We start from the raw sequence: 16,366 nt of genomic DNA on the forward strand, positions 1-16,366 counted from the left end.
ACGGCCTGCACCCGCAAGGGGCCAGACCATCGCAGGGAGAAGATGTCATGCCCAAAGCCTATTGGATCGGCCATGTCTCGGTCGGGGACCCCGATATCTACGAGGGCTACCGCCGTGCCAATGCGGAGGCTTTCGCCAAATACAATGCGCGCTTTCTGGTGCGGGGCGGGCCGCAGAGCCTGCTCGAGGGCGAGATGCGCAACCGCTCCGTCGTGATCGAATTCGCCGATCTCGCGACGGCGCAGGCCTGCTACGACAGCCCCGAATATGCCGCGGCGCGCAGCATCCGCGAAAGTTGTAGCCTCACCGATCTCGTCATCGTCGAGGGCTGGGCCGATTGTCCGGCAGAGTGAACTTTGGGTTGACGGGAATGGACTTGTCCCCCCCCTGAAATCACCTATGGTTAACAAAACGCGATATTTGGACGCCATGTTTCGAAATCTTCTCAGCCGCCTCTTCAGTGAAGAAGCCACCGACACCAAGCTCTCGACGCAGGATGCCGAGGTCGCGATCGCGGCCTTGCTCGTTCGCCTGGCGCGCGCCGACGATCACTACGGCAAGGCCGAGAAGACGCGTATAGACCTGATTCTCGCCAATCGCCGCAATCTCGACCCCGAGGATGCCGCAGAACAGCGCGCCGCAGCCGAGATGATCGAGGCCGAAGCCCCCGATACCGTGCGTTTCACCCGCCTGATCAAGGACCGGATCCCGCTTGATGTCCGCACCGGCGTCATCGAGGCGCTGTGGTCGGTCGCCTATGCCGACGGCCGCCGCTCGGCACATGAGGACAGCTTCGTGCGTCTGATTTCCGGCCTGCTCGGGGTTACGGATGTCGATTCCGGCATCGCGCGTCAGAAAGTCCTCAAGGACCTCGGCATCAACGAGAAATGATCCGGCATTGACCTTGCGGCACTTGCGACGAAAGCGTTGCAATCCGGACGCAAATATCGCCTCATGACGCTATGAACACCTCTGATGCCCCTGCCGTTACCGGCACGTCTGCCGCAACCGGAACCGCCTCTGCCGGGCCGGTTATCGAGATTCGCGGCCTCCATAAATCCTATGGCAACCATAATGTCCTCAAAGGCGTCGGCCTTGTCGCGCCGCGCGGTCATGTCGTCAGCCTGATCGGCTCTTCGGGGTCGGGCAAGTCGACGCTTCTGCGCTGCTGCAACCTGCTTGAAGACAGCCAGCAAGGCGATGTCGTCTTCGAGGGCGAGGCCGTGAAATGGGCCGGAAGCGGCGCGGCGCGCCGTCCCGCCGATCGTGCGCAGGTCACGCGTCTGCGCACCAACCTGTCGATGGTTTTCCAGCAGTTCAACCTCTGGTCCCATATGACGATCCTGCAAAACGTCATGGAAGCGCCGGTAACGGTGCTCGGCCGCGACCCCAAACAGGTCGAGGAACGCGCCCGCGCGCTTCTGGCCAAGGTCGGGATCGGCGACAAGGCGGATGCCTGGCCCGCGCAGCTTTCAGGCGGACAGCAGCAGCGCGCGGCGATCGCCCGCGCCCTGTGCATGGAGCCCAAGGCGCTGCTTCTCGACGAGCCGACCTCTGCGCTCGATCCCGAGCTGCAGCAAGAGGTCGTCAAGGTCATCAAGGATCTCGCGGCCGAACACCGCACCATGCTGCTGGTCACCCACGACATGCGCCTTGCGGCCGATGTCAGCGACCATGTCGTCTTCCTCCATCAGGGCCTCATCGAAGAAGAGGGCCCGCCCGACCAGATCTTTGGCGCACCCCGCACAGAACGGCTTCGCCAATTTCTCAGTGCAGGTAATGCACAATGACCGTCCAACAGTGAGAGTAACCATGAAAAAACTGCTGATCGCCGCCACCGCTTTGGCACTGACCTCGGGGATGGGCATGGCCCAGACCGTGCGCATCGCCTCGGAAGGTGCCTATGCGCCCTATAACCTGATCAACGACAAGGGCGAGCTTGACGGCTACGAGATCGAACTCGGCAACGAGATGTGCAAACGCGCCGAACTGACCTGCACCTGGGTCAAGAACGATTTCGACGCGATGATCCCGAACCTCGTCAGCTCGAACTTCGACGCGATCATGGCAGGCATGTCGATCACCGACGAGCGCAAAAAAGCAATCCAGTTCACCCAGAACTACCTGCCGGCCACCCCCTCCGCCTATATGGCGCTGAGCGCGGATGCCGATGTCAAAGGCGGTATCGTCGCCGCGCAGACCGGCACGATCCAGTCGGGCTATGTCGCGCAATCGGGTGCGACCCTCGTGGAATTCGGTACCTTCGACGAAGCGACCGCCGCCGTGCGCAACGGCGAGGCCGATGCGATCTTCGCCGACAAGGAATATCTGGTTCCGCTGGTCAACGAAGGCAGCGACGGTTTCGCATGGGTCGGCGAGGATGTCGTTCTGGGTGACGGCATCGGCATGGGCCTGCGCCAGTCCGACACCGAGCTGAAGGACAAATTCGACGCCGCCATCGCCTCGATGAAGGCCGACGGCAGCATCAACACGCTGATCGAAAAGTGGTTCGGGCCCGAGGCCCAGAAATTCCCCACCAACTGATCCGGCATTAAGGACCGCCATCCGCAAAGGCTGCGGGTGGCGGCAATCGAGGCCCCATGTTCGCTTATTGCGCCGATCCCAAGGCCCTAGAGGGCCTGTCTTGGCTGATGTGTTACCTCACATCCGGCAAGCATATGATGTTCTACATGTCCTTCGGGACGGTGCTGCTGCTTCTGGCGATCACCGCGCCGATCGCGCTGTTGTTCGGCTTCGGCGGCGCGATGGCCTCGCGGTCGAACATCCGGCCTTTGCGCTGGTTCGGCAAAATCTACACCTCGATGGTGCGGGGCGTGCCCGACATCATCTTTTTCCTCTTCGTGCCGATCGCGCTGGATCAGGCCTTTGAATGGCTGCGCAGCCGCGTCTATTGCGACCCCTCGATCCCCGTCCGGCAGGGCAACGAATTTCTGGTCTGTGCGGCGGCAAAACTGCCGCTGTCGAGCTCGCCCGAATGGGTGCATCAGGCCTATGCGGTCTTTCTCGCCGTCCTCGCTTTTTCGATCGTCTTCGGCGCCTTTGCGGCAAACGTGCTTTACGGCGCGATGAATGCCGTACCGCGCGCCCAGATCGAGACCGCAGAGGCCTACGGCATGAGCACGCGCCAGACCACCCGCCGCATCCTCATCCCGCAGATGTGGACCTATGCCTTGCCCGGCCTCTCGAACCTCTGGCTCATCCTGATCAAATCGACGCCGCTGCTCTTCGTGCTCGGGGTCGAGGATATCGTCTATTGGGCGCGCGAGCTCGGCGGCTCCAAGACCAGTGCCTATTCCTATCCCCATCCCGATTGGCGGATTTACTATTTCCTCGGAATTCTCGTGTTCTATCTGCTGATGACATGGATTTCGGAACGCTTCTTCGACCGGCTCAAACGGCGCTTCTCGCGCGGGCAGGCGACGATGGCGGGTGAAGCCATGCGAAAGGCCGCGTGATGGAACAATGCCTCCAGACCATCCAGAGCTACGGGCTGCGCGCGATCGGCATCGGCGAGCGGATGCTGCCGCGATCCGATTTCACGCTTTGCGAACAGGTGACGCTGATCGGCTCGGGCCTGATCTGGAACATCTATTTCGCGGGCGTGGCGCTTCTGGTCGGCTTCTTCCTCGCCAATGCGCTGGCTCTGGCCAAGGCGAGCCCCAATCCGTGGCTGCGCAAACCCGCGGAATGGTTCATCTTCCTTTTCCGCGGCAGCCCGCTTTTCATCCAGTTCTTCGTCGCCTACGAGGCTTTGGTGCAATTGCCGCGTGCAGGCATCGACATCTTCGGGCTCACGGTCCAGACGAGCTGGATGACGCGGGCTTGGGCGGGCGCGCTGTTCGTGCTCACGCTCAACACCGCCGCCTATTCGGCCGAGATCTTCTACGGCGCGCTCCGCAACGTCCCCAAAGGTGATATCGAGGCCGCCGATGCCTATGGTTTCACCGGCTGGAAGCGCTACCGCAAGATCATCTGGCCGATCTCGATGCGGCTGGCATGGCCCGCCTATACCAACGAGGCGATCTTCCTGTTCCATGCCACGACGCTGGTGTTCTTCTCCAGCTTCCCCGCCTTCCAGCAACAGGGCGACGCGCTTTATTACGCGAGCTATTTTGCCGACAAGACTTTCAACCCCTTCGTCGCCTATCCGCTCGTTGCGGGCTATTTCATCCTCATGACGCTGTGCCTGATCGGGCTGTTCGGCATCATGAACAGACGTCTCAACCGACATATCCCCGGGCAGCAAAAGAAGCTGCGATACCGGCCCAACCTTCTCAGGTGACCCATGGACTGGCTGCGTGACCATCCCGATGTCAAGACGATCCGCGTTGCCGCGGCAGATCTGAACGGAGTGGCCCGCGGCAAACGCGTTCCGGCCCGATTTGCCGACAAGCTGATGACCGAGGGGACCAAATTCCCCTATTCCGTCCTCAGCATGGATATCTGGGGTGAGGATATCGAAAGCAGCCCGCTGGTGTTCGAATCCGGCGATCCCGACGGGATCCTGCTGCCCACCGAACGCGGCTTCATGCCGATGCCCTGGCTCGATGCGCCGACCGGCCTTCTGCCCTTGTGGATGTTTCACGAAGACGGCCGCCCCTATGACGGCGACCCGCGTCAGGCGCTCGCGCGGGTGGTCGAGCGCTACAAGGCGGCGGGCCTGACGCCGGTGGTCGCGACCGAGCTCGAATTCTTTCTCATCGACGATTCGGGCGGGCAATTGCGCGTGCCCCCCAGCCCGCGTTCGGGCAAGCGCCGCACGGGGGCCGAGACGCTCAGCCTGCGTGCGCTGGACGGGTTCGACCGGTTCTTCACCGCGCTTTACGACGCCTGCGAGGCGATGGACATTCCCGCCGATACCGCCATCTCCGAGGCCGCGCCGGGCCAGTTCGAAATCAACATGATGCACCAGCCCGATCCGCTGAAAGCCGCGGATGACGCATGGCTTTTCAAGCTTTTGGTCAAGGGTCTTGCGCGCCAATACGGTTTTGCCGGCTCCTTCATGGCCAAACCCTACGAGGAGTGGAACGGCTCGGGGATGCATATGCATTTCTCGATCCTCGACCGCGAGGGCAACAATATCTTCGACAACGGCACGCCCGAAGGCTCCGAACGTCTCAGCCATGCCGTCGCGGGTTGTCTGGCCGCCATGCCCGGCTCGACCCTGCTTTTTGCGCCGCATGAAAACAGCTATGACCGGCTGGTCCCGAATGCCCATGCGCCGACGGGCATCGGATGGGCCTATGAAAACCGCACCTCGGCGATCCGCATCCCCTCCTCCGGTCCCAAAGCCCGCCGGATCGAGCATCGCGTCGCGGGCGGCGATGTGAACCCCTATCTCTCGGTTGCGGCGGTTCTGGGCGCGGCGCTGAACGGGCTCGAGGATGCGCGCCCGGCGTCTGCGCCGATCAAGGGCAATGCCTATGATCAGGGCCTGCCGCAGCTTCCGGCCAGCTGGGCCGAGGCGATCGACGCTTTCGAGGCCTCGCCCGAGATCGGCCGGATCTTCTCGGCCCATCTCATCGAGAATTTCGTCATGATCAAACGGCAGGAGCTGCATTACATGGCCGAGCTCAGCGACGAGGAAACCGTCGAGCTTTACCTCGATACCGTTTGAGATCCTGCAAGAAAAAGGGCCGGTCGATTGACCGGCCCTTCTCAATTCCAACGCCTGTGCAGCCTTAGAGGACCGCGTCGACCGCCTTTTGCAGACGCGCCAAAGCAGCGTCGACATCCTTGAGCTTGTCGAGGCCGAACAGACCGATGCGGAAGGTGCGGAAATCGGCACCCTCGCCCACCTGCAGCGGAACACCCGCCGCGATTTGCAGGCCTTGCGCCGCGAATTTGCTGCCGTTCTGGACATCGGGATCGGTGGTGTAGGCGACGACCACGCCGGGCGCGCCGAAACCCTCTGCCGCGAGAATGCGGACGCCCTTTTCGCGCAGCATCGCACGCACCGCATTACCCAGCTTCCATTGCGCGTCATAAGCCGCCTGGAAGCCGAACTCGCGGGTCTCGTTCATCGCGTCGCGCAGACCGACCAGCGCATCGGTCGGAACCGTCGCATGATAGGCATGGCCGCCGTTTTCATAGGCCGCCATCACCGAGCGCCATTTCTTCACGTCAAGGAAGAAGCTGTCGCTGGTCGAGGCCTCAAGACGCTCGACACCGCGCGCCGAAAGCATGACCATGCCCGCCGAAGGCGCAGCCGACCACCCCTTTTGCGGGGCGGAAATCAGCACGTCGACGCCGGTTTTCTGCATGTCGACCCAGATCGCACCCGAGGCGATGCAGTCGAGCACCATGATCGCGCCGACTTCATGGGCGGCATCGGCGACCTGTTTGATGTAGTCGTCGGGCAGGATCATGCCGGCCGCGGTTTCGACATGGGGGGCGAAAACGGCATTCGGCTTGGTCTCGCGGATGCGGCTCACGACCTCTTCGACCGGCGGCGGCGAGAAGCTCGCCTGCGATTCGTTGCCGGTGGCGCGGGCCATGACGACGGTGGTTTCACGCGCAAAGGCGCCCGCGTCGAAAATCTGCGACCAACGATAGCTGAAAAAGCCGTTGCGGATGATCAAAGCATGGGCATCGCGGCCGAACTGGCGCGCAACGGCCTCCATCGCGGCGCTGCCGCCGCCGGGGATCAGCGCGACCTGCTCGGCACGGTAGACCTCGCGCAGCGTCTCGGAGATATCGCGCATGACCTGCTGGAAACGCTTCGACATATGATTGAGCGAGCGGTCGGTGAAAACGACCGAATATTCCAGCATTCCATCGGGATCGACTTCGGGGCGCAGACTGGGCATGTCTTTCTCCATAGTGTTTCAACGCATCTAGCATGATCGCCACTTTGAGGTCAGCCCGCCTTTAGGTCAGAGATCGCACTTGCCGTTTATACGATCTGTGGAAAATCTTTCCCGATATCGTGGAAAATTGACGGAAATGAGGCGGATTCAGCGCAACTTCCCCCCCTTGTCGCACCCGATGGCCCCGATTACCTTGAGGATGCACAATCACAGGCACATCAATGCGTATCGGCATTCTGAAATGCGGCCAATCCCCCGAGATCATCCGGGGCGAATTCGGCGATTACGACTCCATGTTCGAAAAACTTCTCGAGGGCCGCGGCTTCAGCTTCCAAAGCTGGCATGTCGAGGCGATGGAGTTTCCGGCCTCGGTCGCTGCCGCCGACGGCTGGCTGCTGACGGGCTCGCGCCACGGCGTCTACGAGAACCACCCCTTTATCCCGCCGCTCGAAAGCTTCATCCGCGAGGCCTATCGCGCCGACATTCCCCTGGTCGGCATCTGTTTCGGCCATCAGATCATCGCGCAGGCCCTTGGCGGCACCGTGATCAAAAGCCCCAAAGGCTGGGCGGCCGGCCCGCAGGACTATGATTTCGACGGCGAGAAAATCACGCTCAACGCCTGGCATCAGGATCAGGTCGTGGCCCTTCCGCCCGATGCCCGCACCGCCGGACACAACGAGTTTTGCGAGAATGCCGCGCTGATCTACGGCAATCAGGCCTTCACCATTCAGGCCCATCCGGAATTCCGCGACGGCTTTGTCGAAGGGTTGATCGCGCATCGCTCGGCCGGTGTCGTCCCTGCCGATCTGGTCGCCGGGGCCCGCGCGCGGCTCGGGACCGGCCTTGACTGTGACCGGATCGCCAGCCGGATCGAGGCATTCTTCAAACTGCCGCGAGGCTCCGCGGAATTATCCGTCGGCGGCGACAAATCCGTGTTATCTCAAGACAATAGATCAATGCTCCAGAAAGGTGACGCATGAAACCCCGTTGGTTGGACGACACGCCGCAGGCCGCCCAAGACTTTGTTGCGGGCCGTCGCCTCGACGAGGTCGAATGCATCGTCGCCGATATTGCGGGGGTGGCGCGGGGCAAGGCCATGCCCGCCTCGAAGTTCGCGACGCAGGAACGGTTCTACCTGCCCAATTCGATCTTTCTGCAAACAATCACCGGCGAATGGGCCGACAATCCGGCGGGTGCCTTCACCGAGCCGGACATGATCCTGACACCCGATTTTTCGACCACGGCCGCCGCGCCCTGGACCAATGACGCGACGCTGATGGTGATCCACGACGTCTCGGACCAGCAGGGCAATCCCGTGCCGGTCGCCCCGCGCAACGTGCTCAAACGCGTGCTCGCGCTTTACGAGGCCAAGGGCTGGCGTCCGATCGTCGCGCCGGAGATGGAGTTTTTTCTCGTTGCGAGGAACGTCGACCCCAACCAGCCGATCATCCCGCCGATGGGCCGCACCGGCCGCCGCGCGGCCGCGAAACAGGCCTATTCGATGTCGGCCGTCGACGAATACGGCAAGGTCATCGACGACATCTACGATTTCGCCGAGGCACAGGGCTTCGAGATCGACGGCATCTTGCAGGAAGGCGGCGCCGGCCAGATCGAGATCAACCTCAACCACGGTGATCCGGTCCATCTCGCCGACCAGATCTTCTACTTCAAACGCCTGATCCGCGAGGCGGCCCTGCGTCACGACTGTTTCGCCACCTTCATGGCCAAGCCGATCGAGGACGAGCCGGGCAGTGCCATGCATATCCACCACTCGATCGTGGATATCGCGACCGGCCAGAACATCTTTTCCGATCCCAAGGGCCGCGAGACGCCGGAATTCCTGCATTTCATCGCGGGGATGCAGAAACACCTGCCGGCAGGCGTCGCGCTGCTTGCCCCCTATGTGAACAGCTACCGTCGATACGTCCCCGATTTCGCGGCACCGATCAACCTCGAATGGGGGCGCGACAACCGCACCACCGGCCTGCGCGTGCCGGTCTCCGGCCCCGAGGCGCGTCGTCTGGAAAACCGGCTCGCGGGGATGGATTGCAACCCCTATCTCGGGCTCGCGGCCAGCCTCGCTTGCGGCTATCTCGGTCTGATCGAACGCGAAACCCCGCGCGCGGAATGTCTGGGCGACGCCTATATGTCGCAAGACGAGCTGCCCTATAATCTGGGCGACGCGCTGGATCTTCTGACCGAAAGCCAGGCCATGCGCGAGGTTCTGGGGCAGGAATTCGTCGATGTTTACGTCTCGGTGAAACGCAACGAATTCAAGGAGTTCCTTCAGGTCATCAGCCCGTGGGAACGCGAGCATCTGTTGCTGAACGTATGAACCTTCTGTTTGCCAACGACCGCAGGGGGGAATATCCCCCCTCGCTCTACGCAGAGACCCGCGAACCCTTGGAGCCCTTCGCCCCCCTCATGGGCGAGGCGCGTGCCGATGTCGCCATCGTGGGCGGCGGCTATACCGGCCTGTCGGCGGCGCTGCATCTGGCGCGGGCGGGCTATAGCGTCGCTTTGCTCGAGGCCCATCGCGTGGGCTTTGGTGCATCGGGGCGCAACGGCGGCCAGCTCGGCTCGGGCCAACGGCTCGAGGTCGACGCGCTCGAACGGATGGCAGGGCCAGAGACCGCGCGCAGGCTCTGGGATCTCGCCGAAGAGGCGAAGGCACTGACGCTTGACCTGGCGCGCGAAAGCGGCGTGGCATTTGCGCCAGGCATCGCCCATGCCTTCCGCTCAACGCGCGAATTCGACCATGCCAAAGCCCATATCGACCTTCTGGCGCGGCGCTACGGCTATGACCGGATCGAGCCGCTGGAGCGCGAGGCCTTCCGCGCCATCCTGCCCTCGGAGGCCTATCTCGCCGGAGAGCTGGATATGGGCGCAGGGCATCTCCACCCGCTCAACCTCGCGATCGGCATGGCCGGACTTGCGCGCGACGCCGGTGCGCGGATCCACGAGGGCAGTGCCGTCACCCGTATCGATCACGGTCGGACGGCAGGGGCTGCCAGCACGCTTTTTACCGATCAGGGCCGGCTCATCGCCGATCACGTCATTCTGGCGGCCAACGGCTATCTCGACCGGCTAGAACCGAAGGTCGCCGCCCGCGTCATGCCGATCAACAACTACATCGTCGCGACCGAGCCTTTGGGCGCGCGCGCAGCCGAAGTCCTGACCCGCGACATCGCGGTCCACGACACGAAATTCGTGGTGAACTACTGGCGGCTCTCGCCCGACAAGAGGCTGATCTTCGGCGGCGGCGAGACGATCACCTACCGCTTCCCCGCCGATATCGCGGCCAAAGTGCGCAAGCCCCTGCTGGAGGTCTATCCATTGCTCGCCGATGTGAAACTGACCCATGCCTGGGGCGGGACGCTCGCGATCACGCGAAGCCGGATGCCCTGCTTCACCCGCCCTGCCCCCAATTGCCTCTCGGCCAGCGGCTACTCCGGCCACGGGCTGGCGCTGGCGACACTCGCGGGGAAGCTGATGGCCAAGGCGGTCGCCGGTCAAGCGGAGGGTTTCGATGTCATGGCGAAGATGTTGCCCCCCGCCTTTCCGGGCGGCACGCTGCTGCGCCAACCCCTGCTAGTCGCGGGCATGACATGGTTCGCCTTGCGCGACCGGCTGGGATTTTAACGCGGCTCTCGCCCCTCAGGGGCGTTTGTCGGCAACAGCGCCCTCTTGCGCCTTCAGCGTCTTCAGAGCGGCGATACGCTCGGCCATCTTCTTCTCGCGGCGCTTGTGATAGGCGCGGATCAGCGGCACGGTCAGCGCATAGGTGATCGCGCCCGCAATCACGCCGGGGATGATGCTGCCGATCGAATAGGGCAGAAACACCTCGTGGTAGAACCAGCCGAGATGGCCCCAATGCATGGTCTGTTCGTTGAAAAGCGCGCGGATATTGTGCCAGAGTTCGGCCCCCGCCTGCGCGAATTCGACCGGCAGGCGGGTCATCGAAATCTCGCCCTCCGACCCCAGCAACCATCGCCCCGTCGAGATCGAGGTGAAGGCCATGAAGGGCGTCGTTAGCGGGTTGCCGACAAACGTGCCGAGCAGGCCCGCGATGATGTTGCCCCCGAAGAGCCAGGCCAAAGCCGCGGCCCCCATGAAGTGGAAGCCGAAGAACGGCGTAAACGAGATGAACACGCCGCAAGCAAACCCCAGCGCGATCTTGCTCGGCTGATCTGGCAAACGGCGGATGCGGTGCAGGACATAGCGCGAGGCCCGCTTCCAGCCGCCGCGGGGATAGACCATCTCGGTCGCCAACTGGCTGTAACTGCGCGGCTCACGACGTCTGAACACGGTTAAACCTCGCTACTGGCTTCGCCGGCCTATTGCAGCCGGGCGTTTGCATCCCTGATCCGCGCAACCTGTGCCACATCGCTTTCCGCATCGAGCGCGGTCATCAGAGCATGGAGATGCTCGTGGTCGCGCAATTCGACCTCGACGCGGAGGCGGTAGAAATCGGGCTTGCGGTCGATGAACTCCAGATCCGAGATATTGGCGCCCTGCAGACCGATCAAGGTACAGATCCGCCCCAATACACCTGCATCGTGACGAATCGTCAACGAGAGCGAGGTCGAATAGGCGGCCGGATGCTGGCCCTGCCGCCAGTGGAGGTCGATCCAGCGCTGCGGGCTATCCTCGAAATCGGCGAGGACCGGACAATCGATGGCATGGATGACCACGCCCTTGCCGCGATAGGTGATGCCCACAATCCGCTCGCCCGGAAGCGGCGAACAGCAGGGCGCGCGGGTGAATTCCTGATCGGCCTCGAGACCGGCCACGGCGGCCTTCATGTCGATATCGTCCTGCGGACGGCTGGCGAGCTCGGGGTAAAGGGCGGCGATCACCTCTTGGCCGGCGATTTCAGCACTACCGATACGGGCGAGAAGCTCGTCGGTATCGCTGATCGCCATCGTGCGCGCGGCGGTGCGCAGCGCCTTGTCGGTGACTTTGCGCCCGACATGTTCGAAGGCCACGCGCACCAGCTCCGATCCGAGGCGGATGAAGCGGTCGCGGTCCTCGTCGCGCAAAGCCTTGCGGATCGCGGCCTTGGCGCGGCCGGTCACCACGATATCCAGCCATGTCGCCTGCGGACGCTGGCCCGACGCGGCGATGATCTCGACCGACTGGCCGTTCTTGAGCCGCGTCCACAGCGGCACGCGGATGCCGTCGACCTTGGCGCCGACGCAGGAATGGCCGAGCCGCGAGTGGATCGCATAGGCGAAATCGATCGGCGTCGCGCCCTTGGGCAGCTGGATGACATCGCCGTTGGGCGTGAAGCAGAAGACCTGATCGGAATACATCTCGAGCTTCACATGCTCGAGGAATTCGTCATGGTCCTCCTCGCCGAAGCGTTCGGTGAGATTGGCGATCCATTCGCCCGGATCGACCGCGAAAGGGTTCTGCGTGCGCACGCCGTCGCGATAGGCCCAATGGGCGGCGACGCCGGCCTCGTTGACCTCGTGCATCTGGCGGGTGCGGATCTGGACCTCGACGCGCTTGCCGTCGCGGCCCGAAACCGTGGTATGAATCGAGCGGTAGCCGTTCGATTTCGGCTGGCTGATGTAATCCTTGAACCGCCCGGGCACCGCCCGCCAGCGCTGGTGGATACAGCCGAGCGCGCGGTAGCAATCGGCGTCATTGCGCGTAATCAGCCGGAAACCGTAGATGTCGGAAAGCCGCGAGAAGGACAGCTGCTTTTCCTGCATCTTGCGCCAGACCGAGAAAGGCTTTTTGGCGCGGCCATAGACATCGGCCTCGATCCCTTGGGATTCCAGAACCGCGCGGATATCGGCGGTAATCTTCGGCACGACATCGCCCGTCTCGCGCTGGAGCGTGACGAAACGGCGGATGATCGAATTGCGCGCCTCGGGATTGATGACCTTGAAGGCCAGATCCTCGAGCTCCTCGCGCATCCATTGCATCCCCATGCGGCCGGCAAGCGGCGCGAAGATATCCATGGTTTCGCGGGCTTTTTGCTGCTGCTTGTCGGGGCGCATCGATTTGATCGTGCGCATGTTGTGCAGGCGGTCGGCAAGCTTGACGAGGATCACGCGAAGATCGCGCGACATCGCCATGAACAGCTTGCGGAAGTTTTCGGCCTGTTTGGAATGGACGCCCGAGAGCTGCAGGTTGGTGAGCTTCGTCACCCCGTCGACCAGCTCGGCGACCTCGCGACCGAACAGGTCGGCGATATCGCTCCAGGTCGATCGGGTATCCTCGATCGTGTCGTGCAAAAGCGCGGTGATGATCGTGGCATCATCCAGACGCATTTCGGTCAGGATGGCGGCGACGGCAACCGGATGGGTGAAATAGGGCTCGCCCGAGTGGCGGAACTGCCCTTCATGCATGCGACGCCCGTATTCATAGGCGTCGCGGATCAGATCGGCATTGGTTTTCGGGTTATAATTGCGAACAAGGGCAATGAGGTCTTCGACATCAATCATTTTCGGCCGAAGACTCCCATAATATTACTCGCGACCCTGAGCTTCCAACATCATGCGCAACATGCGCTCTTCCGACTCTTCGTCGGCCGGCTTCGGACGATCCACTTCCGCACCCAGAAGCAGCGCCATCGCGTCTTCTTCGGGCTCGTCGACCTCGATCTGGGTCTGGGTCGTCTCGATCATGCGCTCGCGCAGCTCGTCGACGGACTGGGTCTCGTCGGCGATTTCGCGCAGGGCGACGACCGGGTTTTTGTCGTTGTCGCGATCAACGGTCAATGCGCTGCCCGCGGCGATTTCGCGCGCGCGGTGGGAAGCGATCATTACCAGATCAAAGCGGTTGGGAACCTTGTCGACGCAATCTTCGACTGTAACGCGGGCCATCGGTCACCTTTGATTTCGATTCGGCTGGAGAGGCGAATACAGGTAGATGGTTACTTGACCCAATAAAGTCAAGCAGCCAGCGGCCGCATTCCCTCGAAAGAGGCGGACGGTAGTGCCGTCAACATTTCCGCGACTGTAGCACCGATGATCGGGTGACGCCAGAGCGGAGCGACCTCGGCAAGCGGGGCGAGAACGAAGCCGCGATCCTGCAGTCGCGGATGGGGCAGGATCAGCTCTTCGGGGGCGCGGCGCATCTGCTCCTCGAGCGGAAGATCGCGCCATGCCGTCTGGCCCTGCTCGTCGGGGAAAACCTGTCCGCCAAGCGCCAGAAGATCAAGGTCGATCCCCCGCGCCCCCCAGCGCCCGCCGTCGCGGACACGACCCAAAGAGGCCTCAACCTCGTGCAGGCGTGCCAGAACCGCTTCGGCGGGCAGATCGGTGACGATGGTCGCGGCCGCATTGACGTAATCGGGCCCGCTTCCCGCCGGAAAGGCCGGTGTTTCCCAGAAACGGCTGATCGCGCGGAAGGAGATTCCGGCGCCGTTAATACGCCTAATTGCTTCTTTCAAGCTGTCTCTAGGGTTACCTGCCGAAGTTGGCAGGTTTGCTCCAAGGGCGAGCAGCCCTAAACTCTCGATTGTGTTTTGCATTTGTAGGTTTTTCGGAGGGAAGATGTTCTACAAGGACGACCGGTTGGCGTTGTTCATTGACGGGTCTAATCTATACGCGGCGGCAAAGTCACTCGGTTTCGATATTGATTATAAGCTTCTTCGTCAGGAATTCGAACGTCGGGGAAAATTGATCCGCGCCTATTATTACACGGCCCTGCTGGAAAACGAAGACTACTCCCCCATTCGTCCCTTGGTTGACTGGCTCCATTACAACGGCTTCTCGATGGTGACGAAAGCGGCGCGGGAATATACCGACGCTCTCGGACGGCGGAAAATCAAAGGCAATATGGATATCGAGCTGGCCGTCAATGCGATGGAACTGGCGCCGCATTTGGATCATGCCGTGATCTTCTCGGGCGATGGCGACTTCCGCCCGCTGGTTGAATCCCTTCAGCGTCAGGGTGTCCGTGTCTCGATCGTTTCGACCACGCGCAGCCAGCCGCCGATGATTGCCGACGAATTGCGCCGTCAGGCGGATAATTTCATCGAGCTCGACGCCTTGCGCGACACGATCGGCCGTCCGCCGCGTGAAGCCGCACCGGCGAACTCGGAGTAAGGCGCGCGACCCGCGCGAAACCGCAATTGCCGCCAAAGGGCGACAATTGATCGGGCGACGGCCTTTGACGGCATCCCGCAAAGGCCGCGTCCGGCCGAAGACCGCCAGAACAGAGAGATCCGGACAGCCCGCCTGACCGGATGCCACCCTGCTCCGATCAGCGGCTTTTCATGCTCATGCCAAGCGCCTTGACAGCCAACGGCCCGCGCACTGCCGCTTGCACGAACGCAGCTGCGGCCAGACGGCCCGCGCCAAACGGCACCGCATCCGGCAGCCTCGGACACAAATGCAGAAAGGCCGGGTTTCCCCGGCCTTTCCTTCCGCCTGTCCAAGAGCGGATTCCTTATAGATCCAGCACGACCGAGGTTTTCGGGCGGCAGCAGCACAAAAGCACCTGCCCCGCCTCGGGCTCGTCGAGTGGTTCTTCGAAATAGTCGACCTCGCCCGAGACCAGCCCCTGCACACAAGTGCCGCAGACACCGGCGCGGCAGCTGAATTCGGGCTTGAGCCCCGCATCTTCGAGCAGCGACAGCAGCGATTCCGCCTTGTCGTTCCACGGGATGCTGCGGCCCGAGCGGCCCAGCACGATCTGCGTCCCCTCGCCCGCGTCCGGCGCAACCGCCGTGACGACTTCGGTGACAGCTTCGGAAACCTCGGACGCTGGCACATCCTCGCCCAGCAGGCTTGCAGGACCGAAGAACTCGTAGGCGATGCGGTCTTTCGCAATGCCAAGCCCCGTCAGCAGGCCGTAAACCGCCTTCATGAAGGGCGGCGGGCCACAGAGATAGGCCTCGTAATCGTCAAGCGGCAGAAGCGCCTGAAGCGTCTCGCGGGTCAGCAGGCCTTCCGAGTGGTGGCGCCCCTCGGCGCGGTCCTCGTCAGTCGCATTGCGGTAGCAGTAATGGACATGTACGCCCTCGCGCTGCGCGGCCAAAGCGGCCACTTCACCGTGCAAGGCATGAACCTCGCGGCTGTCGCAGGCATGGATGAACCAGACCGGCCGGTCGCTGGTCTGCGCCAAAACCTTGAGCATCGAGATCATCGGCGTGAGCCCGACGCCGCCCGACAGCAGCAGGACCGGACGCTTGCTTTCGACGTCCAGCTTGAAGCCGCCGCGCGGCCCCTGAACCGCGATCTCGTCGCCAGCCGCGATCTTGTCGTGCAGCCAGACCGAGCTCAGCCCCTCGGGGATGCCCTCCGACGGCGCGCCCTCGCGTTTGACGGTGATGCGGTAACGTCCCTCGTCCTGCGGCGCGGAGGAAACCGTGTAGTTGCGGATCACATGCCCCGCGCCCTCCCCTTCGGGAACGCGCAGGATCAGGAATTGGCCCGCCTCGAAAGGCTGCCAATCCTGCCGGTCGACCGGCTCGAGATGAAACGAGGTGATCGTCGCGCTTTCGCGGATCTTGTCGACCACCCTGAAGGGCCGGAAGCGGGAGGATTGGCTGTCTTTCATGGCAGTTCCTTGTT

Annotated in this window: 17 protein-coding genes; 11 read left to right on the top strand and 6 right to left on the bottom strand. The window is 62.8% G+C overall.

Annotated features, from left to right (window positions below; genetic code table 11):
• Window positions 1-47: 47 nt before the first annotated feature.
• The 7 genes from ACFFUC_RS10775 (at window position 48) to ACFFUC_RS10805 (ending at window position 5,638) form a co-directional block, all read left to right on the top strand.
• Window positions 48-353, top strand: a complete 306-nt coding sequence (locus ACFFUC_RS10775) for a DUF1330 domain-containing protein (RefSeq protein WP_377686105.1) — start codon at window positions 48-50, stop codon at window positions 351-353.
• A gap of 76 nt (window positions 354-429) precedes the next feature.
• Window positions 430-891 carry a tellurite resistance TerB family protein gene (locus ACFFUC_RS10780; protein ID WP_377686107.1) on the top strand — a complete coding sequence of 154 codons (462 nt, stop codon included), beginning with the start codon at window positions 430-432 and terminating at the stop codon, window positions 889-891.
• A 71-nt stretch (window positions 892-962) separates the two neighbouring features.
• A complete protein-coding gene (locus ACFFUC_RS10785) occupies window positions 963-1,790 on the top strand; it encodes an ABC transporter ATP-binding protein (protein WP_377686109.1) in 828 nt (275 codons plus the stop codon).
• A 22-nt stretch (window positions 1,791-1,812) separates the two neighbouring features.
• Entirely contained in the window at window positions 1,813-2,544 is a 732-nt protein-coding gene (locus ACFFUC_RS10790) for a transporter substrate-binding domain-containing protein (RefSeq protein ID WP_377686111.1), read from the top strand.
• A 56-nt stretch (window positions 2,545-2,600) separates the two neighbouring features.
• On the top strand, window positions 2,601-3,476 hold the full coding sequence (locus ACFFUC_RS10795) for an ABC transporter permease (protein ID WP_377686113.1): 876 nt from the start codon (window positions 2,601-2,603) through the stop codon (window positions 3,474-3,476).
• Window positions 3,476-4,303, top strand: coding sequence for an ABC transporter permease (locus tag ACFFUC_RS10800; protein ID WP_377686115.1), 828 nt, complete (start codon window positions 3,476-3,478; stop codon window positions 4,301-4,303). The genes ACFFUC_RS10795 and ACFFUC_RS10800 overlap by 1 nt, the downstream gene beginning before the upstream one ends.
• 3 nt (window positions 4,304-4,306) lie before the next feature.
• Window positions 4,307-5,638 carry a glutamine synthetase family protein gene (locus ACFFUC_RS10805; RefSeq protein ID WP_377686116.1) on the top strand — a complete coding sequence of 444 codons (1,332 nt, stop codon included), beginning with the start codon at window positions 4,307-4,309 and terminating at the stop codon, window positions 5,636-5,638.
• A gap of 64 nt (window positions 5,639-5,702) precedes the next feature.
• On the opposite strand, the gene ACFFUC_RS10810 is transcribed toward ACFFUC_RS10805, so the two are convergent.
• On the bottom strand, window positions 5,703-6,830 hold the full coding sequence (locus tag ACFFUC_RS10810; protein ID WP_377686118.1) for an aminotransferase class V-fold PLP-dependent enzyme: 1,128 nt from the start codon (window positions 6,828-6,830) through the stop codon (window positions 5,703-5,705).
• Window positions 6,831-7,051: 221 nt separating this feature from the next.
• On the opposite strand from ACFFUC_RS10810, the gene ACFFUC_RS10815 reads away from it, so the two are divergent.
• Genes ACFFUC_RS10815 through ACFFUC_RS10825 form a run of 3 tightly spaced genes read left to right on the top strand, consistent with a single transcriptional unit; the run spans window position 7,052 to window position 10,472 of the window.
• Window positions 7,052-7,810: a type 1 glutamine amidotransferase gene (locus ACFFUC_RS10815; protein WP_377686119.1), complete on the top strand. Its 759-nt coding sequence runs from the start codon at window positions 7,052-7,054 to the stop codon at window positions 7,808-7,810.
• The gene (locus ACFFUC_RS10820; RefSeq protein WP_377686121.1) at window positions 7,807-9,165 is read left to right on the top strand and encodes a glutamine synthetase family protein; all 1,359 of its coding nucleotides are present in this window, start codon (window positions 7,807-7,809) and stop codon (window positions 9,163-9,165) included. Before ACFFUC_RS10815 ends, ACFFUC_RS10820 begins: the two co-directional genes overlap by 4 nt.
• On the top strand, window positions 9,162-10,472 hold the full coding sequence (locus tag ACFFUC_RS10825) for an NAD(P)/FAD-dependent oxidoreductase (protein ID WP_377686123.1): 1,311 nt from the start codon (window positions 9,162-9,164) through the stop codon (window positions 10,470-10,472). The genes ACFFUC_RS10820 and ACFFUC_RS10825 overlap by 4 nt, the downstream gene beginning before the upstream one ends.
• Before the next feature lie 15 nt (window positions 10,473-10,487).
• On the opposite strand, the gene ACFFUC_RS10830 is transcribed toward ACFFUC_RS10825, so the two are convergent.
• The 4 genes from ACFFUC_RS10830 to folK form a co-directional block, all read right to left on the bottom strand.
• The gene (locus ACFFUC_RS10830; protein WP_377686125.1) at window positions 10,488-11,138 is read right to left on the bottom strand and encodes a DUF2062 domain-containing protein; all 651 of its coding nucleotides are present in this window, start codon (window positions 11,136-11,138) and stop codon (window positions 10,488-10,490) included.
• A 29-nt stretch (window positions 11,139-11,167) separates the two neighbouring features.
• A complete protein-coding gene (locus ACFFUC_RS10835; RefSeq protein ID WP_377686127.1) occupies window positions 11,168-13,288 on the bottom strand; it encodes a RelA/SpoT family protein in 2,121 nt (706 codons plus the stop codon).
• Between the two features lie 24 nt (window positions 13,289-13,312).
• A complete protein-coding gene (gene rpoZ / locus ACFFUC_RS10840) occupies window positions 13,313-13,669 on the bottom strand; it encodes a DNA-directed RNA polymerase subunit omega (protein ID WP_377686129.1) in 357 nt (118 codons plus the stop codon).
• A 68-nt stretch (window positions 13,670-13,737) separates the two neighbouring features.
• Window positions 13,738-14,319, bottom strand: coding sequence for a 2-amino-4-hydroxy-6-hydroxymethyldihydropteridine diphosphokinase (gene folK / locus ACFFUC_RS10845; RefSeq protein WP_377686130.1), 582 nt, complete (start codon window positions 14,317-14,319; stop codon window positions 13,738-13,740).
• A 22-nt stretch (window positions 14,320-14,341) separates the two neighbouring features.
• Between folK and ACFFUC_RS10850 the strand changes: the two genes are divergently transcribed.
• Window positions 14,342-14,896 carry a LabA-like NYN domain-containing protein gene (locus ACFFUC_RS10850; protein ID WP_377686131.1) on the top strand — a complete coding sequence of 185 codons (555 nt, stop codon included), beginning with the start codon at window positions 14,342-14,344 and terminating at the stop codon, window positions 14,894-14,896.
• Between the two features lie 343 nt (window positions 14,897-15,239).
• Here ACFFUC_RS10850 and ACFFUC_RS10855 read toward each other — a convergent pair whose 3' ends face one another.
• Window positions 15,240-16,352, bottom strand: a complete 1,113-nt coding sequence (locus ACFFUC_RS10855; protein ID WP_377686133.1) for a 2Fe-2S iron-sulfur cluster-binding protein — start codon at window positions 16,350-16,352, stop codon at window positions 15,240-15,242.
• Between the last annotated feature and the right edge of the window lie 14 nt (window positions 16,353-16,366).

Source organism: Paracoccus cavernae, assembly GCF_042430175.1.
Classification (GTDB): Bacteria; Pseudomonadota; Alphaproteobacteria; order Rhodobacterales; family Rhodobacteraceae; genus Paracoccus; species Paracoccus cavernae.

Coding starts and splice junctions, on each gene's coding strand:
- ACFFUC_RS10775 (WP_377686105.1), top strand. CDS start 48: ATGCCCAAAGCCTATTGGATCGGCCATGTCTCGGTCGGGGACCCCGAT.
- ACFFUC_RS10780 (WP_377686107.1), top strand. CDS start 430: ATGTTTCGAAATCTTCTCAGCCGCCTCTTCAGTGAAGAAGCCACCGAC.
- ACFFUC_RS10785 (WP_377686109.1), top strand. CDS start 963: ATGAACACCTCTGATGCCCCTGCCGTTACCGGCACGTCTGCCGCAACC.
- ACFFUC_RS10790 (WP_377686111.1), top strand. CDS start 1,813: ATGAAAAAACTGCTGATCGCCGCCACCGCTTTGGCACTGACCTCGGGG.
- ACFFUC_RS10795 (WP_377686113.1), top strand. CDS start 2,601: ATGTTCGCTTATTGCGCCGATCCCAAGGCCCTAGAGGGCCTGTCTTGG.
- ACFFUC_RS10800 (WP_377686115.1), top strand. CDS start 3,476: ATGGAACAATGCCTCCAGACCATCCAGAGCTACGGGCTGCGCGCGATC.
- ACFFUC_RS10805 (WP_377686116.1), top strand. CDS start 4,307: ATGGACTGGCTGCGTGACCATCCCGATGTCAAGACGATCCGCGTTGCC.
- ACFFUC_RS10810 (WP_377686118.1), bottom strand. CDS start 6,830: ATGCCCAGTCTGCGCCCCGAAGTCGATCCCGATGGAATGCTGGAATAT.
- ACFFUC_RS10815 (WP_377686119.1), top strand. CDS start 7,052: ATGCGTATCGGCATTCTGAAATGCGGCCAATCCCCCGAGATCATCCGG.
- ACFFUC_RS10820 (WP_377686121.1), top strand. CDS start 7,807: ATGAAACCCCGTTGGTTGGACGACACGCCGCAGGCCGCCCAAGACTTT.
- ACFFUC_RS10825 (WP_377686123.1), top strand. CDS start 9,162: ATGAACCTTCTGTTTGCCAACGACCGCAGGGGGGAATATCCCCCCTCG.
- ACFFUC_RS10835 (WP_377686127.1), bottom strand. CDS start 13,288: ATGATTGATGTCGAAGACCTCATTGCCCTTGTTCGCAATTATAACCCG.
- rpoZ (WP_377686129.1), bottom strand. CDS start 13,669: ATGGCCCGCGTTACAGTCGAAGATTGCGTCGACAAGGTTCCCAACCGC.
- folK (WP_377686130.1), bottom strand. CDS start 14,319: ATGCAAAACACAATCGAGAGTTTAGGGCTGCTCGCCCTTGGAGCAAAC.
- ACFFUC_RS10850 (WP_377686131.1), top strand. CDS start 14,342: ATGTTCTACAAGGACGACCGGTTGGCGTTGTTCATTGACGGGTCTAAT.
- ACFFUC_RS10855 (WP_377686133.1), bottom strand. CDS start 16,352: ATGAAAGACAGCCAATCCTCCCGCTTCCGGCCCTTCAGGGTGGTCGAC.